Below are 24,463 nucleotides of genomic sequence, written 5' to 3' on the forward strand. Positions count from 1 at the left end.
CTCAGCGCTCCGCTACCTTGACGCACAGTTCGGTGCCGCCGTGCAACGGAAGCGCGACCGACACGAATCCGTTAGCCGGATCGCGGACATAGGCCAGGAAATCAGGTTCGGCGTTGTCGTTCAGCACATAGCCGCCGATCCGGATCTGCGGCGCGACGAACTCGATGACCTCCCGGGCGAGCGACGGTTCGGTGCCCAGCCACCCGTCGATCAGCGCGAAGTCGACCTCCCCGCCGAGGTCGCGCAGGGTGACCCGCGCATCGCCTTCACGGATTTCGGCGTAGCCGGCCAGCCCGGCGTCGGCGAGGTTGCGCCGGGCGGCGGCGATCTTGGCAGGGACAAGTTCCGCGCCGATCACCGTGCCTCCGCCGTTGTCCCGCACGGCGGCAGCGGCGTACAGCGTCGACATGCCCACCGACGTCGCGAACTCGACCGTCCGGGTGGCGCGGAGGCCCCGGCACAGCAGATAGATCAGGTCGCCCTGTTCTCGAGAGATGGAGAAGCCGTACTCGCTGTATTCGTGCGGGTCGCGTTCGAGGCCGGAACGTGGGTCGTCCGCTGGATATTGTTGTGCGGCAACGAGCTTGTCGATAACGGCGTTGACGGCTGGGTCGCGAAGCGGAGTCATGCGGAAGCTCCCGTCAACCAGGCGTGGCCTTCCTCGATGATCTCTTGTTCCCGTTTGCTGAAGCGGGTAGGACAGGTATCGGGCACCTGGTGTCCACTGTGCTCCAACAGATACGCCAAGGCCGCATACTCGCGCGGGTGCCGAAGTGGATCGAGGTCGTCGGTGCGTCGAACTCCGAAGGGATAGGTGAAGCCGCCCATGTCATAGACGGAATCCCGGCGCACGATCCGCCAACCGCTGTCACGACGCTCGACCCGGTCGAGGAATCTGTTGTGGACAGTCACGCCGATCTCCAATTCGAGGTGGTCGGCGACGAGCATCGCGTTGGTTTCCACGAAGGCACGATCCCCGACGACGTCCATCACCGGCGAGCCGATGAAGTGCTTGCTGCGCAACGGACCGCCGCTCATCCGGCGCGAGCCGTCGACAAAGTCCTTGGCTGCGCCGGAGAACCACAGGATGGTCAGGGTCGCGTCGTCGTGGAACAGGTTCGCCAGCGCGTCCCAGTCCTCGCGATCACGATGAATCCAGCCGGCCATCAACTCGGCGATTTCTTTCATAACAGGGAATCTCCTAGTCTCGAGTGGACACGAACGAGGCAGCGACCGCGGCGACCACCGCGAAGGCCGCCAGGATGAGGAAAGCGACAGTGAATCCGTCTTCCCCGGGAATTCCGGAGATCACCGCCGCGGCGACCTGGGTGCCGATCGCGCCGCCGATCATCCGGACCACGGTGTTCATCCCGGTGGTTTCCGCGACGTTCTCGGCCGGAACGGAATGCACGCACACGGTCATCAACGTCGGGAAGGCAATGCTGAAGCCGAGCCCCATGAGCCCGAGGCTGATCATCATGTCGTAGGGATACGCGTGCCAGGCGGCCATATAACCGAATCCGGCCGCGGTGATCAGGGTGCCGAGGACGAGCGTGACCGTCGGGCCGATCCGGTCGGCAAGCCGTCCGGCGAAGGGGCTGACGACAATCGAGGGGATCGACATGGGCAGGCAATACAGGCCGCAGGCCAGAATCGTCGCGTGGTAGCCGAATCCGGGAGACTGCGCGAAGATCGGATACACCGCGAAAGCGGCATACATGCCCGCGCCGAAAAGAAACGCGACGGCATTGGTCGTCCACACTCCGCGCAGCCGCATCAGCCGTACGTTGATCAACGGGTTGTCGCTGGCCGCCTCGGCAAACCCCCAGATCCCGCACACCACCGCCCCGCCGGCGAGCAGCCCGAGCGTGCCGCCGGAAGACCAGCCCCACGTCCCGCCCTCGCTGATGCCGAGCACCACCGCGGTGACCCCGGCGACCAGCAATATCGTGGTGAACCAGTTGATCCGGCCGCCCGGGCGCACCGGCGATTCGCGCACCAGCAGCCAGGTTCCGGCGAGTGTGATCAGGGTGATCACCAGCGGGAGCCAGAACAGCCAATGCCAGCTCAACCGCGGCAGCAGCCCGGGCAGGATGATCCCGACCGCGCCGATCCCGATGGTCGCGGTCACCGCCCCGATGCCCGCCGCGACGCGTGCGCGCGGGAATTCGTCCCGGATGATCCCGATCGCGAGCGGGAACAGCCCGCCCGCCACGCCTTGCAGCGCGCGTCCGGCGATCTCCGGCGCGAGCGAATCCGACACCGCGCAGACGAGCTGGCCCACCGCCATCACGCACAGGACGATCAGCAGCATCCGTCGTTTCCCGAACAGGTCCCCCAGCCGCCCGACCACCGCGGTCGCCGCCGCGGCGGCGAGGAAGTAGGCGGTCAGCAGCCAGGTCGCGCCGGTCTCGTTCGTGTGCAAATCCCGTTGCAGCAACGGCAATGCCGGCACGACGACGGACCCCAGCACGCCATAGGTCAGCGCGCCCAGCATCAACGGCGCCAGCACCAGGCCCACCTTGACGCCGCCGTCCGGCGGCCTTGTTTCCCTCGCCGTGATCGACATCCAACCCCCTTAGTTAGGCTTGCCTAACCAGGATCACCGGCGGGGGAACGACCCGCTACCGCCCGTCGGACAGCGGATACCGGTATCCCGCCAAGATCACCCCGCGACCGATCGGCGGTATCCTGGGACCCGATGCCGAAACGCCGCCACATCTGCTGGTCCGGCGACGATCCCGTCCAGGGCCGGTGGTCGCTGGTCCACGGCGAGGGGGTCGCCGCGCATCAGCACGCGCAAGGACAGCTGCTGTACGCGGCGAGCGGCCTGCTGGCCACCACCACCGAACGGGGCACCTGGGTCGCGCCCGCCGACCGCATCTCGTGGACCCCGCCCCGCTTCGCGCACGGGCACCGCGCCTACGGCGAGACCGAGATCAGCATCCTCGAAGTGCCCGTCGACCTGTGCGCCGGACTTCCTTCCACGCCAACCGTGTTCACCGTGTCCGCGCTGCTGCGGGCCGCGGTCCTGAAGCTGACCGGCGGCGCCACTCTCCCGTCGGAAGTCGGCGACCGGCTGCTCCGGGTGCTCGTCGACGAGCTGACCGAACTCCCGGAGCAGCCGATCTACCTGCCCGCACCCGCTGACGACCGGCTCCGTGCGATCACCGATCTCCTGCGCGAGAACCCGGCCGAGTCCGCCACCCTCGGCGAACTCGGCCGGGCCGTGGGTGCCAGCGAGCGGACGCTCAGCCGGCTGTTCCGCGCCGAGCTGGGGATGAGCTTCTCCCAATGGCGCTCTCAGCTGCGCATCCAGCACGCGTTGGTGTACCTCGGCCAAGGCCTCTCCGTCACCGACACCGCGCTGCGATGCGGATGGGCCAATCCGACCAGCTTCATCGAAACCTTCGCCGCGATCCTCGGACAGACCCCGGGGAGCTATCTGCGGCAGTTGAAAGGTTCAGCCGACGAACCGGTGCGGCTCGGACGCGGCCCAGCCCGGGTTTCCGGTCCGGGCGAACGCGACCCAAGCCGCATGGACCTCCGTCGCTAGACCAGCCGGAGCGGGATCCGGGCCGAGCAGACCGGTGTCGCCGTGCAGCCATGGCTCGTCGGCGAGGTCGAAGACGAATGGCAGCTCGACGGTGTGCGCGGCGCCGAGCCGACCGTCGAGGGCCGTCGAGCGGTAGCCGAACGAATAGCGGTAGGTGCGACCCGCGTGCGCCTGTGCCATCCGGGCGGTGCCCGCGCCGAACAGCCTCTCGCCCAGCTCGTCCGCGGTGTCGTCCGGTTTTCCTTGCGGCACCAGGTAAAGCCGCCCCTCCTCGGTGTTCGTGCCGATCAGCAGGTCGACGTCGCAGACCAGGCTGTCGGCCGGCTGCACGGGCAGCACCAGGCTGAACGGACTGAGTCCCGCCAGCGGGTCCGGCGCGGTGCTGGTCCGCAGGTCAAGCCCGGCTAGCGCGGGCAAAACCGCCAGGAACCGCGCGTCTGGGATCTCCCCGAACGCCGCCGCAGTCGGTTCGACTCCCAACGCCGCCGCAGCTGCCGAGGTAACGCGGTGCGCCTGCTCCGGCGTGAACGCGCCCGTGCCGCTTCCACTTTGGACAATCGCGCGGCGGAACAGTCCCTTGGCCTCCGGCGTCGCGAGCAGCGCGCCGGTGAGCGTGCCGCCCGCGGACTGCCCGAAAACCGTGACATTCGCCGGATCGCCCCCGAACGCGGCGATCGAATCGCGTACCCAGCGGAGTGCGGCGAGGACGTCGAGCAGCCCACGATTGTCCGGAACACCTTGCAGCGCAAGGAAACCGGGGATTCCGAGGCGGTAGTTCACCGTCACAAGGACAACGCCGTCGCGGGCGAAGGCGCTGCCGTCGTAGAGCGCGGCGCGAGTCGACCCGGTGACGAACCCGCCGCCGTGCACGAACACCATCACCGGGCGATTACCGGCGTCCGCGGCCGGGGTGCGGACGTCGACCGTCAGATACTCCTCGCCAGGTACCCATCCCGGCCCGAAGTACGGGGTCAGGTCGAGCCGCCCGAAGTCACGGGCGGGCTGCGGCGCGGTCGGCGACGGCTGTGTCCCGTCACGAACCCCGGACCAGCCCGGATGCGGTACCGGCGGAGCGAACCGGCCAGGACCGATCGGAGCCGCCGCGTAGGGAATGGCCCGGTACAGTTCGCCCGCTTCGTCCCGGCGGCCGCGGACAGCTCCCGCCGCGGTCTCGACGACGGGATTTTCCTGCTGATGCATGGGAAACCTTTCAGGAGATCCGGGAGAACCCGGCCCATTTCTTGATCGCGAACTTCGTCCCGTCCCGTTCGACCTCCGCCGCGCCGGAGCCGGGAAAGTGCGCCGGGAACACGAGCGCGTTGTCCTCGGCGGCCTGGCCGAGCAGCTTGTGCCGGGTGGCCCTGGCCTCGGCCGGGTCCTCGCAGAAACACGAGTTGGTCGCCGGTTCCGCGATCTGCAGCGGGGTGTGCACCAGATCGCCGACGAACAACGCCCGGTCGCCGCCGGACTCCAGCGTCAGCACCGACGAGCCGGGAGTGTGCCCCGGTGCGAGGTCGAGGCGCAGATTCCGGTCGATCCGATGCGTCCCGTCCCACAGTTCGACCTGCCCCGCCCGCTGAACCGGGACGACGCTGTCCTCGAAGACGTTCTGGTTCCCGCGGCCGAGCACCGTCTCGTTTTCGTTGGCCGGGTCCCAGAACTCGAAGTCCCGCAACGGCATCAGGTACGTCGCGTTCGGGAACGTCGGCACCCACGCGCGGCCGTCGAGGCGGGTGTTCCAGCCGACGTGGTCGATGTGCAGATGGGTGTTGATGACGAGGTCGACGTCCTCCGGCCGCACCCCGGCGGCCGCGAGATGGTCGAGGTAGCTGGTGTCGAGGCGGCTCCACACCGGCGCGTACGGCCGGTCCTTGTGGTTGCCGACGCCGGTGTCGACGAGGATCGTGCGCCCCTCGCTGCGCACCAGCCAGGACTGGATCGCCGACTGGCACTCGCCGGTCTCCGGATCCCAGAAATCGGGAGCCAGCCAGCCGCGGTGCTCGTCCCAGGCGCCCGCCGGGCTGTCCGGGAAGAACTGGCCGGGACTCATCTCGACCGAACCGTAGAACTCCTTGACGCGGGTGACCGTGACGTCGCCCAACTTGATCTCGTCCATGCGCTCGACCCTGCGCTGACCTGCGCGGCTGGACCACTCCCCGGTTTTCCTACCCCGCGCGGGGTGTGGCAGCGCGCGGACGCGCGGCGGATAGTGGACGCCATGACCGCTGGCCCGCTAGGAGACTTCCTGCACGCCCGACGAGCCCGGCTGCGCCCGTCGGACGTCGGCCTGCCAGACCTCGGCCCGCGCCGCCGGGTCGCCGGACTGCGCCGCGAGGAGCTGGCGCAACTGGCCGGCGTCAGCGTGTCCTACTACACGCGGCTGGAGCAGGGCCTTTCCCGCGGCGCCTCCGCCGAAGTCCTCGACGCGATCGCCCGCGCCTTACGCCTGGACACCCACGAACGCGCCCACCTGGACCGCCTAGCCGACGCGGCCCGGCGCACACCCCAGCCGCGCCGCCCACGCCCGGAGAAGCTCGCCGACGAAACCCGCGACCTCCTCCGCGCGGTCGACAACGTCCCGGCGCTCGTGCTCGGCCGCCGCACGGACGTACTGGCCTGGAACACCCTCGGACACGCGCTGCTCGCCGGCCACCTCGACCTCACGCAACGCCCCAACCTGAGCCGGATGCTGTTCCTGGACCCGCACTGCCGCGAGCTGTACGCGGACTGGAAACGCAAGGCCCGCGCGGTAGTCGGCAACCTGCGGATCACCGTCGGAAAGCATCCGGACGACCCGCTGCTGGCCGAGCTGATCGGCGAGCTGACGATGAAGAGCCCGGAGTTCGTCTCGCTGTGGCGCGACCATCGGGTCGGACCGTGCGACGCCGATTCCTACGAACTGCGGCATCCGGTGGTCGGCAAGGTGACGGTGACGCAGCAGACGCTGTCAGTCGCGCGGTCCCCGGAGCAGACGCTGATCGTGTGCACTACCCCGGCGGGATCGGCTTCGGAGGAGGCACTGACGCTGCTTCGGCAGGTCAGCGAGCGGGAGTCAGCTACGGACGCTCCGGTTCGGGTGCCTCGGTAGGCGGGGTTCGAAGCTCAGCCGCTCGGCGGCTCACCCTCGCGTCGGAGTCGTTCGCCAAGCGCGCCACGGCAATCGCCATCCGCTCCCGGTTGTCTTCGACCGCGGACAGCAGATCCAGCGCACCGAGCCGGACCATCGGCACCGGATCGTCGATCAGCGCGTAGAAGAGTGCCACGGCGCGGACTCGAACAGCCGGCCCTGGACGACCACTCCGTTGTCCAGCCGCCAGTACGCCCGGTCAGCGTCCTCCGCCGACCCAGCGTTCAACAAGTCCCGGATCGCCGCCGGAACGCATTCCGCCGTGCCGACGTCCATCCGCAGCCGATTCCACGGCACCGCGGCCGCGAGAGCGTCTTCGATCACAACGGCAGCTGCCGCCACAGCCGGTTCAGCCACCGCTCCACCGTGTCCTCCATCTGCCCAGGATCATTCGCCGGCGCGGCCTGCGCGACAGCCTCCTGAACCTGCTCCCCCACCGTCCCCGCGTACTGCGGCAGTACATAAACCAACTGCCAATACCCGTCCCGCATCTGCACGGAATTGGCCTTCACATACCCCGCCGTGCCGCGCGCCAAGTCGAAGCCGTACCGCCCCTCACTAGGCGATTCGACATACGCAGTCACCACAACCACCGTCGGCCGGGCCTTCACGACGACGTCGGTCGGCGCGGCTCCGTGAGCGATCTCGCGGTCGTTCAAGCCGATGTAGTCGATCGATTCCCACCCGCTGAAGTACGGAATGGCACCAGCGTCAGTCATCGCCACGCTGCGGTCCGCGGCAGGAACCGCAGCCCGCGCAAGGCCTTTCCCGATCGCGACGTGCGTGCGCTGCAGGTCAGGACCGTAGTTGCTCATCAGCCCCAAGTCCGGCGCAGTCGCACCCGCCCACGCCGACCACCCGACGGCGACCGCGCCCAGCACCGAGCCGACCGCGCGGTTGGCCAACGCCCCAACGGCCAGCGCGGCGCCCAAGCACAACACCGGTACCGCGTGGTCAGCGAAGCGGTCCAGGTAGTCCATAGTCGGCCCGGAAACCGCGTACGTCACGTACGTGACGCCGACAGTCACGACAAGCAGCACGCCAGCCGCGCGCGTCGCCCGGCGGAACACCAGCGAGAGCGTCAGCAGCAGCAACGGCAGCAGGACCAGCGTCGTGTGCTTCGTCCAGATCCAGCCGAGCGAGAGGTTGCCGAACTTCACGTAGAAGGTGTTGGGCAGCAGTTGGCCGTAGTACTGCCAGCGCCAGCCGAAATAACCAGCGCCGACGACGACCGCGGCCGCCGTCCACAGCCATTGCGCCCGGCCGCGCTGCCGCACCAGCCACCACACGACGACCGGCAACGCGGCCAGCGCGCCTTCCGGACGGATCATGCCGAGCAGGATCAGCAGGGCCGGCGGTTCCCACGCGCGCACCCGCGTCCCGTCGAGCACCCGGAGCCCGAGCACGACCAGCCGCAGCAGCACGGCGGCGAACGCGGCGGTTTCGAGGCCGCCGGTGATGTGGAAGTAGGTCGGGAGGAACACGACGTACGCGCCGGCCCCGACCAGCAGGCCCAGCATCCCGGCCCGGCGGTGCCCCTCCCGGATCAGCATCGCCAGCGTGGCGAGCCCGAGCACCAGCGACGTCACCTTGGTGAACAGCGGCAGCGCCAGGCCGAGCGCCGAGCCCAGCGCGCCCCACACGACCCAGGCGAAGTTCGTGAACCCCTCGACCGGCGGGCCCTGCAGATTCCACACCGGACCGTGCCCGGCCGCGAGGTTCGCGGAGTAGCGGTAGCTGATGAAGGCGTCGTCGACGGTGAAGAACCAGGCCGCCCACGCGCCGACCAGGAACACGACGAGCAGTCCGAGCGACGCGAGCACCACCGGGAGCGGCCACTTCCGGCGGTCCGCTTCCGGCATTGTCGAATCGATGTCGGCGTGGACAGCCGCCATACCCTGCTCCCTGGCTGTGGACAACGAGATCCACCTTACCGGGTGAACTTTTTAGCCCTGGTACGCACCAGCCACCCAGCTGAGTCCGGCATCGTCTACCGCCTCCGGACGCTACCCCTGACCCGGTGATACGGCGTCGATCTCAGCGAGCATCGCGGATTTGGCCGTCGCGTCCAGGAACGAAGCACACACCGCGTTCCTGGCCAACGCCGCCACTTCCGCCTCGCGCAGACCGAGCGTCGTGGCCACCGTGAGGTACTCGCCTTCCAGCGTCGCGCCGAACATCGGCGGATCGTCGGTGTTGAGGGTGACGACGACCCCGTGGTCAAGCATGCGCCGGACCGGATGCGCGGCGATCGAGTCCACCTGACGCGTCCGCACATTGGACGTCGGGCACACCTCGAGCGGGATCCGGTGTTCGGCGAGATACGCCAGCAACGCCGGATCCGCCGCGCAACTGGTGCCGTGCCCGATCCGTTCCGCGCCGAGGTCGTGCACGGCCGACCAGATCGTCGCCGGCCCGCTGGTCTCCCCGGCATGCGGCACACTGTGCAGGCCAGCCTCGCGCGCGGCGGTGAAGAACGGCGCGAACTGCGCCCGGCCGACGCCGACTTCGGGGCCGCCGAGCCCGAAACTGACCAGCCCGTCCGGACGTTCCCGCAACGCGAACACCACGGTCTCCCGCCCGGCCCGCACGCCCTTCTCGCCGGGAATGTCGAAGCACCAAGCCAATTCGACCCCGTGCTCGGCCTTCGCGGCGCTGCGGCCCTCGGTGAGCCCGGAGAGCAGTTCGTCGCCCGGCATGCCGTCGAGGAGGTGGTTGTACGGCGTGACCGTCACTTCGGCGTAGCGAACGTTCTGCCGCGCGAGTTCGGCGGCGAGGCCGACCACGAGCGTGCGGATGTCGTGGCGGTCTTTCAGCATCGACTGCACCGCCCAGTAGACCTTGAGGAAATGGTCGAAGTCGCGGAACACGAAGAACTGTTCCAGCTCCGCGCGATCAGCGGGCACCCCGGCCTCCGGATGACGGCGCGCGAGGGCGAGGACTGTGTCGACGCTCGCCGAACCGATCAGATGGACGTGCAGTTCGACCTTGGGCAGGGCATGAATGAAGGCACGCAGGCTTTCGCCAGGCATGAGAGGACTCCCTGAAGAGTAAAGAGGTGACGGAGCAACGAAAACGGGACGGCTCAGGGAGCGAGGTCGCCACGATCGAGGTCGGCTCCGTAGAGCGGCAGCTTGAACTCCGGCACGAGGCCACTGTAGCGGAATTCGCTGCCTGGACGGAACGAATCCGCCGGATCGAACCGGTTACCCTTGCCTCGACCGAGGGGGAAGACCCATGCCCGACACCGCCGCGGACAAGCCTTTTGCCCGGCAAGACAAATCCGACTGGACGCGGCAGTTCCACCTCAGCCTGTACCGGATGCTCGGTTGGCACTCGCGCGGGATCTTAGGCTCGTCCTTGACCGCGCTGACCCTGATGACCCTGCCGCCGACCCCGGAGGAAAGGCAGTTGCTCGCGGGCAACGGAGTGTCCCGCGCACAGCTGAAGCGCATCTCCTTGGCCGCGTTCCGCCAGGCAGGCGCGGTAACGCTCGGCGCGCTCGCGCTGATCGGCACCCTGCTGGCGTTCCAATTCCAATACCTGGCAAAGGTTCCCGTGCCGGTCGTTCGGCTCGTTCTCCCGTTCGCGCTGCTCGCCGCCGCGGGCAGCGCGGTTCTGGCCATGGCCAGTCTGTCCCCGCGCACCCGGCTGCTGGTGTCGGCGGCGCGGTGTGCTCGCCTGATTCTCCTCCTGGACCCGCGCGCCGCGCAGCAGCCGTTGTCGCTCGAGTTCGGCCCGCACTTCGCGAACCCGGTGTTCCGGCGACGCCGCGTCGCGGGCGTGGCCTGGGCGCTCACCCGGGACAGCGCCCGGCTGACCGGAAACCCGGCGACCGACGGGATGACCGTCGGCGAACTGCTGCTCTGGTTCGCCGAGACTCCCGCTGACCGGCGGCGCCGGCCCGTGCTCGTCGGGTACCTCGCCGAACTGACAGCCGCGGCCGCCAGCGGTGCGCCGATCCCCAGCGCGCAGTTCGCCCCCGCCGCCCGCTTCCGCACCCGGTCGCCTCGGGAGGCTGCGCTGCGTCGGCTCCGCACGCTCGTCGGCGGCGCGCTGACCACGGGAATCGTGCTCGCCGTCCTCACCGCATTGCTACGCCTGTGGATCAGGTAGCTACCGGCGATGACTGGGCCGAGCCGAACCGAACAGCACCGCGCTGCAAATCAGCACCAGTCCGGTCACCGCGACCCCGACCACCGGGCCGACCAGCAGCACCACCGTGCTGATCACGCTCGCGGCGAAGACGTACTGCAGACAGGTCCACAACACCGGCGTCAGCCACGACAACAGCCCCGACGCCGCGCACACCCAGCGGCCGCGTTCGACCGGTTTGCGGTGCCGGCCCGGGCCTCGGCGGGCGAAGACCTTCGTCGCGGCGGCCAGCATCTCCTCGCGGGTGGCGATGCGCCGTCCGCCGCGGGCCGGGGCGACCGCGGCCCCGAAATCGACGCGCCCCACCCTTCCGGCGCGGTCGTCGTCTAGCGGGTCCGTGTTCTCCAGCGGTAGAGTCATTTCGTCTGTTCCTTAGCCTCGAAGCGGGTTTCAGACATCTGCGTGGCCCCCTGTTCCAGCAGGGGGCCACGCCCTCTCTCTCCCCGGGCGCGCGACCCAGTTCGACAGTTCTTATCTTGGCCAGGAGCGCCCGCAGACCTCGATACCCACTTACGGTCGTCTCGCCGAGCGGTCTGCCCCCGTCGATTAACGGCTAAGTGACATGCCGAATTACCGTGCGCGATATCAGTCCGCCGGTTCAGTCGGACCGTCGCCGCACTTCGGCGAAACCGAACCCTCGGGCCCAACTCCGCTTCGCACGCGTCCAACCGCCTTCCGCGGCGCTCTCACCTGCGCGAAAAGCCGAATGCGCGGAGAAGTAACGCTGGGCGAGGTTCCCTGCACGACAGCCCTGAGCTGGCGGTTTCTAGCGCATCGCGGACAGCTTTTCATCACTCACAAGAGTGGTAGCATACGAGGGCTTGAAAAAGATCACGAAGAACTGCCGCGACAGCGTCGTCCCACCCCACCCGGAGTTCTGACCAGCGATTTTCTGACCGCGATCACTTCAAGGGGCAAGATTGACATTCGGCCAATCCCGGCGCGGAGTTCCCCGCTCATCGCGCACGCGGCGGCATCTGCCGACTGGAATATGCATGGCTGTCCAGTCGGTGCAGAATATTCTGGCATACCCGGCCGCCGCTGTTCCCGATACCTCGCGGCCTCGGAATCCGTCGGCCAGTCACGAAGAAACTGGACAGATCCCAGTCATGAATAGGACACCGCGTTCGCCGCCGATCACCGCGAGACAACCGCCCCAAAGCCAAACAGGTGAAGCTATCGGTCCATCTCGGGATCATGCAAGTCCGCGCCTTGCCATTGGCATATTCGATCCTCGATCCTGAGGTTGAATATTCCAGCGCACACAATCGGCTTGACAAGGACTAAACCATGCAATCTTACAACCCTGACACCGTCAGTTCTTCTCTCGACGACGCCGCTTGGCAGCGGCCGGAGGCGTGCGGCGGCAACGGCGGCGATTGCGTCGAAGTCAATCTCAGCGATCCCGACGTCGTCGCGGTGCGCGATTCCAAGATCACCCGCTCCCCCGCGCTCGTCTTCGACAACCGGGAATGGGCCGCGTTCGCCGGCGCGCTGCGCGAGGGGCAGTTCGACCGGTGACCGCGCACTGATCGTCATCCCCGGTCCCCCATCCGGAACCCGCCCGGACCAACCCGTCCGCCTTGGCCGGGCGTAATGCGAGGACTACTATGATTTCGTGTCCGGCACCGGTGTCGCCTCGTCCCCTGATCGGACGGCCTGTCCCTCGTGAGCAGGCTTTCCGTCGAGGCCCAGCTGGTCGAACTGGGCCGGATCCTCGTCGCGGCGCGCGTCGAACGCGGGCTGACCCAGGGCGAACTCGGCGACGTCCTCGGCTACACGCAGCCGAACATCAGCAAGATGGAGCGCGGCAAGACCCGCATCCACCCGCATCTGCTCGACAAATGGATCGACGTCCTCGCGATCGAATCCGCCGCGGCGGAGACGCTGCGGCACTACAACCAGGCCTCGCGTGCCGACCGCGTCTGGAACGCCCGCCGCCTCGCCGCCAGCCCGGCCTGGTTCCATCCGGTGTTCGAGGCCGAGCAGGAAGCCGCCATCATCCTGAAATGGACCGGGGAACGCATCAGCGGAATCCTCCAGACCGAGGATTACATGATGGAACAGTTCCAGGCCTACGGCCGCACGGACGTGACCAACGCCGTGCACGAACGAAAGCTGCGGGCCAAACTTCTCGAGGACTTCCCGGACCGCACCTACAAGTTCATTCTCAGCGAAAGCGCGGTGTGCCGGCTGACCAAGGCGCGCACCGACAATCCGTACGTCGCGCTCGGCCAGGTCCGGCATCTGCTCGACCTCGCGCGCAACCACCCCGGCGCGACGATCCGGTTCGTGCCGTTCGAGAAGGGGCCTTTGCACGTCGGCCCCGATTTCACCATCCTGCAGTTCGCCAACAACGCGCTCGACCGCTCGTTCGCCGAAACGTCCAACGGCGTCCAGGTTTTCAAGGCCGACACCGAAACCTACGAAACCGACCTGCAATCGTGGGAATCCCTTTCGAGTGTCGCCCTTTCGGCGGAGGAATCGGCAATTCTTCTGGAAGAAGCCGAAGCGGACCTGATCAGCATCGCCGCTTCCGCTGCCGGAAGGACCGGCGAACCGCTACGCTGACTCCGCGCCGTCGACCGCAAGGAGCATCTGGTGACTGGCCTTGACCAGGAGTCGTTTCCGCCGCCGGGGCTCGATCTCAGCCGTCCCAGCGTGGCCCGCGTCTACGATTATTACCTCGGCGGCACCGCCAACTGGGAAATCGACCGGCAGTTCGCCGAACGCATGATGCGCGATTATCCGATGGTGCGCCCGATCGCGCTGGCCAATCGCCGGTTCCTGCACCGCGTCGTCCGATATCTGGTGCGCACGGGAATCCGGCAAATCGTCGATCTCGGTTCCGGCGTTCCCACGATGGGCCACGCGCACGAAATCGCCGAGCAGATCGCGCCCGGCGAGGTGAAAGTGGCTTATGTGGACTGCGAGCCGGTCGCCGTCGCGCATTCCACCAGCCTCCTGCGGGAAAACGGCGATCTCGCCCGGCACGTCGCCATTCACGCCGACCTGCGCGACCCCCAGCGGCTGTGGTCCCGGATCGCTGGCACCGCCGTGATCGACCTTGACCAGCCGGTCGCGGTGCTGCTCATCTCGGTCCTGCACTTCCAGCAACCGCCCGCCCCCGGCAGCGGCAGCACCGAAGACCTCGGGCCCAGCCTGGTCGCCGCCTACCGCGATCTCCTCGCGCCCGGGTCGTACCTGGCGCTGTCCCACGCCACCGACCAGGGCGTTCCGCCGGAGTTCGCGCGGATGCTCGCCGACGCCAAGGAGCGGTACGCGGCCGCGGGCAACGACCTCATCTACCGCGACCGCGCGGAAATCACCGCGCTGTTCGGCGGCTTCACCCTGCTCGAACCCGGCGTCACCTGGACCCCGCTGTGGCACCCCGAGGAAGCGAGCGCGGACGACACCACCATCCGCGCCGACGCTCCCAACGAGTCGCTCCTGCTCGCCGGGGTGGCCCGCAAGGACGTCTGAGATGACGGAGATTTGCGTCATCTCAGTTATTACTGTAACTTGAGCCGCATGGACGAGGAACTCGAGTTCGCCGACGACGCCGGGCGCCATTTCGCGCGGCAGTACGGCATGGCGCCGATGACCGGGCGGGTGATCGGCTGGCTGCTGCTGTGCGAACCGCAGCAGCAGACGATCGCCGAACTCGCGGGCGCGCTGCGGGCCAGCCGCAGCGCGGTCACCAGCGCGATCAGCGAACTCGAAGAATGGTCCTGGATCCAGCGCACCCGCACCGCCGGGGAACGCGTCGACCGCGTGCGGCTCGCTCCGGAGGTGTGGCTGCGCGTGCTCGACAACCAGGCCGAGTACGCCTCGCTCGGCGCACTGGCGCGCCGCGGCCTTGACCTGATGGCCGGCCAGCCCGCTGAACGGCGGGCGCGGCTGGAGGAGCTGGCCGAGTTCACGAAATTCCTCGCCGAGCGGATGCCCGAACTCGCCGTCGAATGGCGGGCTCGGCGAGAAGCCTTGCACCGCAAGTAAATCCGGGCTTCACCACCCGCCGGGCGAGCCCGTCCGGCGATTTCCTCCTGCGCGCAGGATTTCACTGGGGAGAACTGATGTCCTTCAACCATGCCCACTGGCAGCAGCGGCTCGACACTCTGCGCGCCGCCCACGGCGTTCCCGGCGCCTCGCTGGCGGTGCTGGCCGACGGCCAGGTGCACGAACTCGCGAGCGGCGTCCTGCACTGCGGAACCGGCGTCGAGGTCACCACCGATTCGGTGTTCCTGTCCGGCTCGCTCGCGAAGGCCTACACCGCCACCGTCGTGCTGAGCCTGGTCGACGCGGGTTCCCTCGACCTCGACACCCCGGTCGTCCAGCTGCTGCCGGAATTCGCGACGCCGGACCCGGCCGCCACCGAGGCGATCACCGTCCGCCAGCTGTTGAGCCACACCAGCGGCCTGACCTGCGACTTCACCTACGACTCCGGTCGCGGCGACGACTGCCTCGCCCGCTACGTCGAGGCCGCCGCCGGGGTAGCGCTGGACTGCCCGCCGGGCACGGCGCTGTCCTACAGCAGCGTCGGGTACGCCGTGCTGGGCCGGATCATCGAGGTCGTGACCGGCAAGACCTGGGACCAAGCGGTGAAAGACCTGCTGTTCACGCCGCTCGGGCTGACGCACTCGATGACGCTGCCCGAGGAGGCGCTGCGCTTCCGAGTCGCGATGAGCCACCTCGGCGAGGAACTGGCCCCGGCCTGGGATCTGATGCCGCGTTCGGCCGGCCCGTACGGCCGCGTCATCATCTCCGCCGGCGACGTCGCGCGCTTCGCTCAGATGCACCTGGATGGCGGAGTCGCAGCGGATGGCACCCGGGTGCTGTCCAGCGAGGCGGTCGAGCTGATGCAGCGCCGAGTGATCGACAGCCCGGACAAGTGGACGGTTTCCGCCGACGGCTGGAGCCTCGGCTGGACGCTCTACGACTGGAACGGCGTCTCCGGTTTCGGACATGACGGCAGCTCCGTCGCCCAGCACTCGTTCCTGCGCATCGTGCCGCACGCCGGAGTCGCGATCGTGCTGCTCACCAACGGCGGCGACTACAACCGGCTCTACCACGACTTGTTCAGCGAACTCCTCGCCGAACTGGCCGACGTCCAACTGCCCGCGCCGTTCGGTCCGCCGGCCAACCCGCCCGAGGTGGACGTCACGCCGCTGCTCGGCACCTACACGCGGGAGGGCGTGATCACCACGATCAGCCGCGCGGATGACGGGTCGGCGCGGATCAGGTACGAGTTCGTGGACGGGATGAAGGACCTGTCGCCGCCGCTGGAGGCCGAGCTGGTGCCGGTGACGGACAAGGTGTTCGCCGCCTGCGGGGAGTCCTTCGGCGCGACCCCGGCCCCAGTGGTGTTCTCGGCGCTGGCCGACGGGAGCCCGTGCGTCTACATCGGGATGCAGGCCACGCCGAAGACCTCATGACCACTGGCCGTGGTCGCGGGTAGTGCCCGCGGAAGCCGGGTACGGCAGGTAGGCTTCACCAGTGTTTCGCCAGGTGATGTGCCCAGTTTGATGGCAAATACCTACCCCCCCGGACTTTCGTCACGGAGAGTACCCGTGGATCCTGGGTTTGACCGTTGGCTGACCATTGGTTTCGAGCGCCGGGTCCTGGTCGTGGTGCGGACCGTGACGACGCTCAACCGGTTGCTGGACGTGCTCACGCTCTTCAGCGGCGACCACCGCGTCCAGACGGTGTTCACCTTCGACCGGGAGCACCCGGCCATCCTCGGAGCGGGCGTTCCCGCACTGCTCGAACGGCTGGGCGCCGCGGTGATCCCGTGGCAGCAGGCGGTCGAGGCCGAGTTCGACCTCGCGCTCGCGGCCAGCGAGAACGACGATCTCCACCTGCTGCGCGCCCCGGTGGTCCTGCTGCCGCACGGGATCGGGCACCAGAAGTACTACCCCGAGAGCTCGGTCGTCGCCGGGCTCAACCCGCAGCGCCTGATGCACGACGGCCAGGTCGTCCCAGCGCTGATCGCGGTCGCGCACGCCGAACAGCGCGACCAGCTGCGGGAGGCGAGCCCGGAGGCGGCCGAGCGGGCGGAGGTAGTCGGCGATCCGTGCCTGGACCGGCTCGTCGCCGGCGCGCACCGGGCGGCCGAGTACCGCACCGCGCTGGCCGGACGGGGCAAACGGCTCGTGACGATCGCGTCCACCTGGGGTCAGTCGTCCGTGCTCGGGCAGCATCCTGACCTTCCGCTCCGGCTCGTCGCCGAACTCCCGGTCGACACCACCACGGTGTGCGCGATCCTGCATCCGGGGATCGCCGCGGCGCACAGCACGTGGCAGCTCGACGCGTGGCTCACCGAAGCAAAACAGGCTGGGCTGCTGGTGATTCCGCCCGAAACCGGCTGGCAGACCGCGGTCACCGCGTCCTCCTGCGTGATCGGAGACGAAAGCTCGGTCTCGCTCTACGCCGCGGCTTTGGACCTGCCGCTGCTGATGGCGGGAAGTCCTTCTCCCGCAACGGTTCCCGGTTCCCCAGCCGCGATGCTGGCCGCACGAGCCGGCTCGCTCGCCGCCGACCGTCCCTTGGCCGCACAGATCGACGACGCGATCGACCACCACGTGCCGGGAAGCTACGAACCCGTTGCCAAGCAAGCAGTCGCGGTCCCCGGACAGTCAGCTGAGCTGCTACGCGCCGCGTGCTACCGGTTGATGAAGCTGCCGGAACCGAGCACACCAGCCGAATTCACCAGCTATCCGGTCAACCCCGCTGTCCGCACGCAACCGGTCGCGTTCCTCGCTGGCATCCGCGAACAGGGCAACACGGACGTACTCGTGCGGCTGCCAGCGACCGAAGTGCCGCAGCAACTGCACCATCTCCACGTAGTCGCGCACCACACCCGCGCCTCGCTGCGCGAACTGTCAGCGGCGGCCATCGTATTCACCTACGACACCGACATCGACTTCGCCGACTGGGCCCCGGCTGTCCTGAAACAATGGCCAGACGCGCAATTCGCCGCGCTCCGCCTAGCGGATCGTTGCCTCGCCGCAGATCGAAGCGGACGGCACTACGAGCTGATCCCCGCCTCCCGTCAGGTCGATCCGCTGGCCGCGGTGTCAATGCTCCACTTAGGACGGACCTACTTGGAATTCGGGCGGAACCGAGTCAGCGTAACGATTCGAGTTCGGTAAGGTACTCGTTCGTCCGGGGATGACCGAGCCGCCACGCGTCCCAGATCAGGCTCCCCCACGCGGCGCGCGCGGATTCCGGCTGGCCTTCCGCCGCGAAGATCCGCGCCTCGATTTCGCGGATCTCCCACCGGTATTGGTCCGCACCAGTATCTTTCAACTCAGCTCGGGCGCGACTCCAGCATTCCCGAGCCCGCTCCGGATCGCCGAACGCGAGGAAAGCCCGCGCGGCCACCATGTCCAGCCTGCTCAGGTTCCGGCCAGTAGCGTGTCGCCGCCCCTGCTCGATCTCAGCCATCGCCTCCGCCGGACGACCTGCCTTGATCAACACCGACGCAAGCATCCGATGGTGAATACCGAGCGCATAACCGTGGTCGTGCTGCTCGTCGAGCGCGATGGATTTCCGCAGCCACGCCTCCGCATGAGTGAGCAAACTGGCCCGCTCTGCCGGGTCGGTGTCCGCTCGCTCCTCAAAGAACCGCGCACGAAACTCCGCCGCCGACGATTGCAGCCGATCCCGCCGCGCCGGACGGATGTCGACGACCTGGGCCAGCGCCCACGCCTGCCGGAGGTCCGCGTCCGCCTGCTCGAACGACCGGGCCAGGAACCAGACTTTGGCCCGCATCAACAACGTCCGCGCGTAAAGCGCCTGCGGCTCGCCATCAGCGAGCGCCGCGGCCGCGTGTACCGCCAGATCGCTGATTTCGGCGTACTCGCGCCACAACCAGCGCTTAGTGATCAGGACTTCCAACGCACCGGCGAGCTGGCACACCTCCATGTGCCTTCCCCGCCGAGCCGCTGCGCGCACCACCTCGGTAATGAGACCCAAATGCTGGTGCAGCCACTCGAACCGATTCTCGGCAAGCGTCCACGGCGCGATGGACGGCACCACGTACTCCCGCAACCGGGTGGGGTCTTCCGCGAGGTCAGCCGACACGACGAGGTCCCGAACATGGCTCAACAGCCGGAGAAACGCCGTGTCGCGATCAGCGGGAAGCTTCGCCGCGTACTGCGATACCAACGCGGTGAGCCGATACCAGCGCCCCACCTTCTCGGTCAGCATCGAGCTGACGACGGTGTCGAAAACCTTCTTACCTTCCGGCCCCAAGTAAGCGACCGCAGTCTCCTCAGTGAACCAGTGCCCGGGAAATCCGGCCAGCAACGCGACCGCTTCCCGAGTTTCCGGTGCCAGCGAAGAAAAAGTCTGCTCGAGCGCGTCCTTGATGACGCCCTCGACATCCACGATGCCATTCTCCTGGTAATACGCGACCATGCCGCGAACCGGATACGGTTCCCCGCTGTGTCGCGCAAGACTCAAGCCGACTTCCCGAATCGCGGACGGCATCCGCCCGGACATCTCCAGCAACGCGTCCGCCGCTTCAGGCTCCGCGTCGAGCCGAACCTTTGGGCAATAGTACGCCAGCATTTCCCGCGCACCCTGATTTTCGAGACCGCCCAGCAGAATCGGAGCCGGATCGAGCGCATCGAGATCCCGGGTACGAACGGAACCGGTAGCCAGCACGAGATTCATCCGGAACGGCCGGAAAATCTCGACCTCCCGCGCCGACGCGACGTTGTCGAGAATGACGGTGAACAACCGAGTCGCCAGGACCGACCCGAACTGCTGGTCCAGACCAGCATCGTCAGTGGCGATTTCCTGGCTGGGAATCCCCAGCTTCAGCAACGCCTGCCGCTTGACGAGTGCCAGATCGACGACCGCCCCCGTACGCAACTCGGCGACGTCGATCTCGATCCAGCCACCCGGAAACCGATCCCGCACCAGCCCGGCGATCTGCCGGGCAAGCTCAGTCTTCCCCGACCCGACCGGCCCGTAAATAAGACAAATCCCAGACTCGCGCGGCGCACGAAGATGCTCAGCATGATTGAAAAACGGCTCAACACCCTCAATCGCCGGCGCCCGCTGCCCAGCCGCGTTCAGCACCGCGACCGCTTCCATCAGCTCAGCCCGAAACGCCGGATCCTCCTGACAAGCGGTCAGCACCTGCTCGCGAAGATCAGCCACCGAGGCCCCACCGGAACCGAACTTGGCCCTCGCAAGGCTCGCCAGCCGCCCCAGCCCCTTGTCGACCCGCCCGACCAAGGCGGTGGCCAGCACTTTTGCCGCCTCAGTGGAAAACACCTCAACCGCGTCGATCAAGCCCCACCCCTAGTTCTGATACGCGCCACTCACGCTAGCAGCGCCCGCAATGCACGTCACCCCACGTCACACCCACCACCACAACCGCCACCGATGCACCCACTATCGAGGCACCCAGCCCCACCCCCACCACTGCCGCACCAGCGCACCCACTATCGAGGCACCCAGCCCCACCCCCGCACCCCGATACGAAGCCTCCCTGCGGGCGGTGGGTGCTTGTCAAGGCATCTTTCCCGCCTTGACAAGCACCCACCGCCCGTCAGCACAATCAAGCTTCGGGGTGCCCCACGCCAACACCGACCCGCAAAGTCGCCGCCAGGCGACGAGCCCCCTCAAGACAACAACCGCCGCTCCTTAGCCACCGCAACCGCCCCAGCCCGGGTATCCACCCCCAACTTCTCATAAATCCGCCCCAAATGCGTCTTAACCGTAGCCTCACTAATAAACAACCTTCGAGCAATCTCCCGATTCCCCACCCCCTCCGCCAACTGCTCGAGAATATCCCTCTCCCGAGCAGTCAACGAAGGCCGAGGAGCCCGCAACTGCGCCATCATCCGATCCGCCACCGGCGCCGACAACGCCGTCCTCCCCGCCGCAGCCGCCCGAATAGCCGCATACAACTCATCCGCAGACTCAGCCTTCAGCAAATACCCCGTAGCCCCAGCCTCAATAGACCGCGTAATATCCGCATCAGTATCATAGGTTGTCAACACCAAAACCCGAGGCGGCGATTCAAGAGCCAAAACCCGCCGAATAGCGGCAACCCCATCCATCCCATCGCCCAACTGCAAATCCATCAACACCACATCCGGCGCCAACGCGGCAGCGAGATCAACAGCCTCCTGCCCAGTAGCAGCCTCACCGACGACCTCGATCCCACCAGCCCCGCCCAGCAACGCCCGCAACCCAGCCCGAACCATCGCATGATCGTCACAAAGAACAACCCGAATAACCCGCTCTTCAGTCACGACGAACCCCCAACGGAATCGCGGCAGAGATAACCGTGCCCTCCCCAGGCGCGGATTCCACAGTCAACCGCCCACCCAACTGCGCCGCCCGCGCACGCATCGCGGGCAACCCGTGGCCGCGGCCTTCAACGCTCGGGGCAGCCGGGTCGAAACCACGGCCGTCGTCGGTAATATCCAGCACGACCTCATCGTCTAGGTAGGTGAGAGTAAGCGCCACTCCCGACGCATCCGCGTGTTCCCGCGCATTCGCCAGCGCACCTTGCGCGATCCGCACCAAAGTGGACTGCACCCGCCCCGGCAACGGCCGCGCGGGCCCATCGACCTGCACGCGCACCGGCCGCGGTTCGCGTTCGGCGACGTTACGCAAGGCTTCCTCGACCGAGTGCCCGTCGAGATCAGCTGGGGCCAGGTCCTGCACGAGACCGCGAGCCTCGGCCAGGTTCCGGGCCCCGATCTGTTGCGCCGCATGCAAATGCTCGCGTGCCAGATCCGGATCGTCCCACGCGCGGTCGGCCGCTTGCAGCAGCATTGCCTGGCTGGACAGGCCTTGCGCCAACGCGTCGTGGATCTCCCGCGAGAGCCGTTGCCGTTCGTCCAGCATGCCCGCGCGCCGCTCGGTTTCCCGCAGCCGCACCGCCTGGCGTCGCAGGTACGTGATCACCGCGGCGGTCACGGCGGCGACGGCCACCGGCACGATCGTCAGATTCGGGTCGAAGCCGGTCGAGAGCCGGTTCTGCGAGAGCACTACCAGCGCGGTCACGAGCGTCACCAGCACCAATGCGGGTCCGGTCGGCAGCGTGCGGAGGCCGGTGACGAACAGCGGGACCGCGCACCAGGCGAAGCTCGGCGCGAGCAGCACCAGCACCACCCACAGCACGGTCACGACGGTCAGCCAGGCCAGATACGGCACCGTCACCTGCTCCGGCCCGGTGATGCGCAGCAGCAGGCCGACCGCGTAGACCGCGGCGAGGCAACCGGTCAGGGCGATCACCCAGGGCGCGGCCGGTTCGCCGTGGTGGTGGTCGAGGAAGCGCACGATCGACGCGACCAGCAGCAGGAAGAACGCCGTGTGCATGGTCGCGGCCAGCCACCGCGCGTCCCGATCGGTCATCGCCGCCCTCCTGTTTTCGTTCCGTTGTGGAGCCTGACCGGTGCGCACCCGCTCGACATCAACCGATCGGATGACATGAGTGTCGGCCGTTCCTCTCCGCGAAGCGAGCCGAGACTCCGATCCGGTGAAGGGGGTCCCGGACGCACGATGAATTCATCAAGCCGGACAAGCCAAGGAGCCCCCGATGAAGACCTTCACCGCCAAGACCCGCATCGCCACCGTCGTCGGCGGACTCGCCGTGATCGGCGCCGCCACCACCGGCGCCCTGGTCGCCAATGCCGCCACGCCGACCGCTGCCCCCGCTGCCCCGACTCAGGCCGCGCCGAAGGGCTTGGTCCAGACCACGCACCTGTCGATCGCCGCCGCACAGAAGGCCGCGCAGGCCGCGCTGAGCGCCGCCGAGAAGGCAGGCCAGCACGTGTCGGTCGCAGTGGTCGACCGGAACGGCAACACGATCCTGACCCTGCGCGGCGACGGTGCGGGCCCGCAGTCGTACTCGTCGGCCGAGGAGAAGGCGTTCACCGCGGTTTCGTGGAACGCCAAGACCTCCGAGCTGGCCGGACGCCTCCAGCAGACGCCGACCTTGAAGGACATCAAGGGCACGCTGTTCCTCGCCGGCGCGGTCCCGGTGGACGCGAACAACGCCCCGATCGCGGCGGTCGGCGTGGCCGGAGCCCCGTCCGGAGCCCAGGACGAGAGCTTCGCCCAGGCCGGAGTGGACGCGCTCGCCAAGTAGCCCCTCCGTGAAGGACTCCTTGAGGGAATCAGATTCCCCCATGGAGTCCTTCACGGACCGGCAAGCCGAGCCCGGCCGTCCCTCCCAGCGCCGAACCGCAGCCCGTCCAGCAGGATCTCGGTGATCCGGACCGCTTCCTCCTCCCAACCCTCCGTGACCCGCATCCCGCAGATCCCGCCGAGCGCGCGCAGCACCGTTCGCCCGCTGACGTCAGCCCGGAGTTTCCCAGCGGCAGCACCGGCTTCGAGCAACTGGTCGAGGGCACCGGCCATCTGCGCGCGGGCGTCCTCGAAGACCGGCGAATCCGTCGCCATGATGCTCTCCAGCGCGATCGCCATTCCCTTGCCGACGGCCGAATGTTCCACCAGCAGCAACAGAAAACGCCGCAACGCCTCGTCGGGCGCGTGCTGCTGGAGGAGCTGCTCAGGCGCGGCGCACAGCTGGTCGACTTCCTGCCGGTAGACCTCCTCAACGAGAGCTTCGCGCGTCTCGAAATGCCGGTAGAGCGTGCCGACCGCGACCCCGGCCCGCTTGGCGATTTCGTCGACGTGCGCGTCGGCCTCCCCGGCGAGAAACGCTTCCCGCGCGGCGGCCAGGAGCGCATCCCGGTTGCGCCGCGCGTCGGCACGCAACGGACGTGGCACGAGCTACCTCCATAAAGTGAGTCCGGTTCAGCTTAGGTGTACAGTTTCCGGAGTCAGACTCACCTTAGTGCTGGGAGCAGTGTCATGACAGTTCCGGACGAGGGTCTCGCCGGTCTTCGGGTGCTGGTCACCGGGGGTAGCCGGGGTTTGGGGGCGGCGACAGTCCGCCGCTTCGCCGCCGCCGGCGCGACCGTGGTGGCGGCCTCGCGCAGCGCACCGCCGGACGATCTGCCCGCGACGTTCCTCCCCGCGGACCTCTCGACCGAAGCCGGTGCGGCGGACCTCGGCCGCCGGGTCGTCGACAGCATCGGCGGGGTCGATGTCCTGGTCAACAACGCAGGCGCGGCAACCGGCACGACGCCGACGCTCAAGAGGGCCGACGAAGCCTGGCTCGCCGACCTGGAGATGAACCTGCTGAGCGCGGTTCGCCTCGACCGCGCACTGGTACCGGGAATGGTCGAGCGCGGTTCCGGCGTGGTCGTGCACGTCTCGTCGATCGCGAGTCACCTGCCGCAGCGCGGCGACGCTTCCTACGCGGCGGCGAAAGCAGCGCTCAACGTGTACAGCCGTTCATTGGCAACCGAGGTCGGCTCGCACGGAGTCCGGGTCGTGTGCGTGTTGCCAGGCTTCGTGGTGACGGAGGGCGCGGCCAAACACCTTTCGCAGATGGCGGCGCAGGAAGGCGTTGGAGTGGACGAGATTCAGCAGCGGATCGTGGACCACCTGGACCTGCCGATGGGGCGGCCGGGCGACCCGTCGGACGTGGCGGAGATGATCGCGTTTCTCGCGTCCAGCCGGGCGAAGTGGTTGACGGGGGCGGAATTCCGGGTCGACGGCGGAATCATCCCGGCGGTCTGAGG

At 68.0% G+C, this 24,463-nt stretch carries 25 protein-coding genes; 11 read left to right on the forward strand and 14 right to left on the reverse strand.

Features of this window, described 5'->3' with window-relative positions; genetic code table 11:
- Position 1: 1 nt before the first annotated feature.
- Genes RPX00_RS01410 through RPX00_RS01420 form a run of 3 tightly spaced genes read right to left on the reverse strand, consistent with a single transcriptional unit; the run spans position 2 to position 2,569 of the window.
- On the reverse strand, positions 2-628 hold the full coding sequence (locus tag RPX00_RS01410; RefSeq protein ID WP_406636660.1) for an O-methyltransferase: 627 nt from the start codon (positions 626-628) through the stop codon (positions 2-4).
- Positions 625-1,188 (reverse strand): nuclear transport factor 2 family protein, encoded by a 564-nt coding sequence (locus tag RPX00_RS01415; RefSeq protein WP_406636662.1) that lies wholly within the window; start codon positions 1,186-1,188, stop codon positions 625-627. The genes RPX00_RS01410 and RPX00_RS01415 overlap by 4 nt, the downstream gene beginning before the upstream one ends.
- 13 nt (positions 1,189-1,201) lie before the next feature.
- The gene (locus tag RPX00_RS01420; protein ID WP_406636664.1) at positions 1,202-2,569 is read right to left on the reverse strand and encodes an MFS transporter; all 1,368 of its coding nucleotides are present in this window, start codon (positions 2,567-2,569) and stop codon (positions 1,202-1,204) included.
- A 132-nt stretch (positions 2,570-2,701) separates the two neighbouring features.
- On the opposite strand from RPX00_RS01420, the gene RPX00_RS01425 reads away from it, so the two are divergent.
- Entirely contained in the window at positions 2,702-3,556 is an 855-nt protein-coding gene (locus RPX00_RS01425) for a helix-turn-helix domain-containing protein (RefSeq protein ID WP_406636666.1), read from the forward strand.
- Here the strand turns inward: RPX00_RS01425 and RPX00_RS01430 are convergent.
- Positions 3,464-4,756, reverse strand: coding sequence for a carboxylesterase/lipase family protein (locus RPX00_RS01430; RefSeq protein WP_406636668.1), 1,293 nt, complete (start codon positions 4,754-4,756; stop codon positions 3,464-3,466). The genes RPX00_RS01425 and RPX00_RS01430 overlap by 93 nt on opposite strands.
- A 10-nt stretch (positions 4,757-4,766) precedes the next feature.
- Complete coding sequence (locus RPX00_RS01435) at positions 4,767-5,672, reverse strand: MBL fold metallo-hydrolase (RefSeq protein ID WP_406636670.1); 906 nt, start codon at positions 5,670-5,672, stop codon at positions 4,767-4,769.
- A 102-nt stretch (positions 5,673-5,774) separates the two neighbouring features.
- On the opposite strand from RPX00_RS01435, the gene RPX00_RS01440 reads away from it, so the two are divergent.
- Positions 5,775-6,644: a helix-turn-helix domain-containing protein gene (locus tag RPX00_RS01440; RefSeq protein ID WP_406636672.1), complete on the forward strand. Its 870-nt coding sequence runs from the start codon at positions 5,775-5,777 to the stop codon at positions 6,642-6,644.
- On the opposite strand, the gene RPX00_RS01445 is transcribed toward RPX00_RS01440, so the two are convergent.
- From RPX00_RS01445 to add, 4 genes are all read right to left on the reverse strand, one after another.
- Complete coding sequence (locus RPX00_RS01445; protein WP_406636674.1) at positions 6,613-6,819, reverse strand: hypothetical protein; 207 nt, start codon at positions 6,817-6,819, stop codon at positions 6,613-6,615. The two genes, RPX00_RS01440 and RPX00_RS01445, sit on opposite strands and share 32 nt — an antisense overlap.
- Entirely contained in the window at positions 6,798-7,007 is a 210-nt protein-coding gene (locus RPX00_RS01450; RefSeq protein ID WP_406636676.1) for a hypothetical protein, read from the reverse strand. The genes RPX00_RS01445 and RPX00_RS01450 overlap by 22 nt, the downstream gene beginning before the upstream one ends.
- On the reverse strand, positions 7,004-8,578 hold the full coding sequence (locus tag RPX00_RS01455; protein WP_406636678.1) for a hypothetical protein: 1,575 nt from the start codon (positions 8,576-8,578) through the stop codon (positions 7,004-7,006). The genes RPX00_RS01450 and RPX00_RS01455 overlap by 4 nt, the downstream gene beginning before the upstream one ends.
- Positions 8,579-8,689: 111 nt before the next feature.
- Positions 8,690-9,715 (reverse strand): adenosine deaminase, encoded by a 1,026-nt coding sequence (gene add, locus RPX00_RS01460; RefSeq protein ID WP_406636680.1) that lies wholly within the window; start codon positions 9,713-9,715, stop codon positions 8,690-8,692.
- A 205-nt stretch (positions 9,716-9,920) separates the two neighbouring features.
- Between add and RPX00_RS01465 the strand changes: the two genes are divergently transcribed.
- Positions 9,921-10,799 carry a hypothetical protein gene (locus tag RPX00_RS01465; RefSeq protein ID WP_406636682.1) on the forward strand — a complete coding sequence of 293 codons (879 nt, stop codon included), beginning with the start codon at positions 9,921-9,923 and terminating at the stop codon, positions 10,797-10,799.
- Here the strand turns inward: RPX00_RS01465 and RPX00_RS01470 are convergent, their stop codons facing one another.
- Positions 10,800-11,198 (reverse strand): hypothetical protein, encoded by a 399-nt coding sequence (locus tag RPX00_RS01470; protein WP_406636684.1) that lies wholly within the window; start codon positions 11,196-11,198, stop codon positions 10,800-10,802.
- Positions 11,199-12,128: 930 nt separating this feature from the next.
- Here RPX00_RS01470 and RPX00_RS01475 point away from each other — a divergent pair.
- From RPX00_RS01475 to RPX00_RS01500, 6 genes are all read left to right on the forward strand, one after another.
- Entirely contained in the window at positions 12,129-12,359 is a 231-nt protein-coding gene (locus RPX00_RS01475) for a DUF397 domain-containing protein (RefSeq protein ID WP_378307018.1), read from the forward strand.
- A 147-nt stretch (positions 12,360-12,506) separates the two neighbouring features.
- Positions 12,507-13,409, forward strand: coding sequence for a Scr1 family TA system antitoxin-like transcriptional regulator (locus RPX00_RS01480; protein ID WP_406636687.1), 903 nt, complete (start codon positions 12,507-12,509; stop codon positions 13,407-13,409).
- Between the two features lie 30 nt (positions 13,410-13,439).
- Positions 13,440-14,321, forward strand: coding sequence for an SAM-dependent methyltransferase (locus RPX00_RS01485; RefSeq protein ID WP_406636689.1), 882 nt, complete (start codon positions 13,440-13,442; stop codon positions 14,319-14,321).
- Between the two features lie 48 nt (positions 14,322-14,369).
- Positions 14,370-14,837, forward strand: a complete 468-nt coding sequence (locus RPX00_RS01490; protein ID WP_406636691.1) for a GbsR/MarR family transcriptional regulator — start codon at positions 14,370-14,372, stop codon at positions 14,835-14,837.
- Positions 14,838-14,914: 77 nt separating this feature from the next.
- Positions 14,915-16,273 (forward strand): serine hydrolase domain-containing protein, encoded by a 1,359-nt coding sequence (locus RPX00_RS01495; protein ID WP_406636693.1) that lies wholly within the window; start codon positions 14,915-14,917, stop codon positions 16,271-16,273.
- Between the two features lie 135 nt (positions 16,274-16,408).
- Positions 16,409-17,989, forward strand: coding sequence for a hypothetical protein (locus RPX00_RS01500; protein ID WP_406636695.1), 1,581 nt, complete (start codon positions 16,409-16,411; stop codon positions 17,987-17,989).
- On the opposite strand, the gene RPX00_RS01505 is transcribed toward RPX00_RS01500, so the two are convergent.
- From RPX00_RS01505 to RPX00_RS01515, 3 genes are all read right to left on the reverse strand, one after another.
- The gene (locus RPX00_RS01505; RefSeq protein WP_406636697.1) at positions 17,964-20,144 is read right to left on the reverse strand and encodes a hypothetical protein; all 2,181 of its coding nucleotides are present in this window, start codon (positions 20,142-20,144) and stop codon (positions 17,964-17,966) included. The genes RPX00_RS01500 and RPX00_RS01505 overlap by 26 nt on opposite strands.
- 332 nt (positions 20,145-20,476) lie before the next feature.
- Positions 20,477-21,112, reverse strand: a complete 636-nt coding sequence (locus RPX00_RS01510; protein WP_406636698.1) for a response regulator — start codon at positions 21,110-21,112, stop codon at positions 20,477-20,479.
- The gene (locus tag RPX00_RS01515) at positions 21,105-22,223 is read right to left on the reverse strand and encodes a sensor histidine kinase (protein ID WP_406636700.1); all 1,119 of its coding nucleotides are present in this window, start codon (positions 22,221-22,223) and stop codon (positions 21,105-21,107) included. The genes RPX00_RS01510 and RPX00_RS01515 overlap by 8 nt, the downstream gene beginning before the upstream one ends.
- A gap of 184 nt (positions 22,224-22,407) precedes the next feature.
- Between RPX00_RS01515 and RPX00_RS01520 the strand changes: the two genes are divergently transcribed.
- Positions 22,408-22,959 carry a GlcG/HbpS family heme-binding protein gene (locus RPX00_RS01520; protein ID WP_406636702.1) on the forward strand — a complete coding sequence of 184 codons (552 nt, stop codon included), beginning with the start codon at positions 22,408-22,410 and terminating at the stop codon, positions 22,957-22,959.
- A gap of 50 nt (positions 22,960-23,009) precedes the next feature.
- On the opposite strand, the gene RPX00_RS01525 is transcribed toward RPX00_RS01520, so the two are convergent.
- Positions 23,010-23,603, reverse strand: a complete 594-nt coding sequence (locus RPX00_RS01525; RefSeq protein WP_406636704.1) for a TetR/AcrR family transcriptional regulator — start codon at positions 23,601-23,603, stop codon at positions 23,010-23,012.
- Between the two features lie 84 nt (positions 23,604-23,687).
- Here RPX00_RS01525 and RPX00_RS01530 point away from each other — a divergent pair, with 84 nt between their 5' ends.
- Positions 23,688-24,461, forward strand: a complete 774-nt coding sequence (locus RPX00_RS01530; protein WP_406636706.1) for an oxidoreductase — start codon at positions 23,688-23,690, stop codon at positions 24,459-24,461.
- Positions 24,462-24,463 lie beyond the last annotated feature (2 nt).

It is taken from the genome of Amycolatopsis sp. WGS_07 (genome assembly GCF_045278895.1).
Classification (GTDB): Bacteria; Actinomycetota; Actinomycetes; order Mycobacteriales; family Pseudonocardiaceae; genus Amycolatopsis.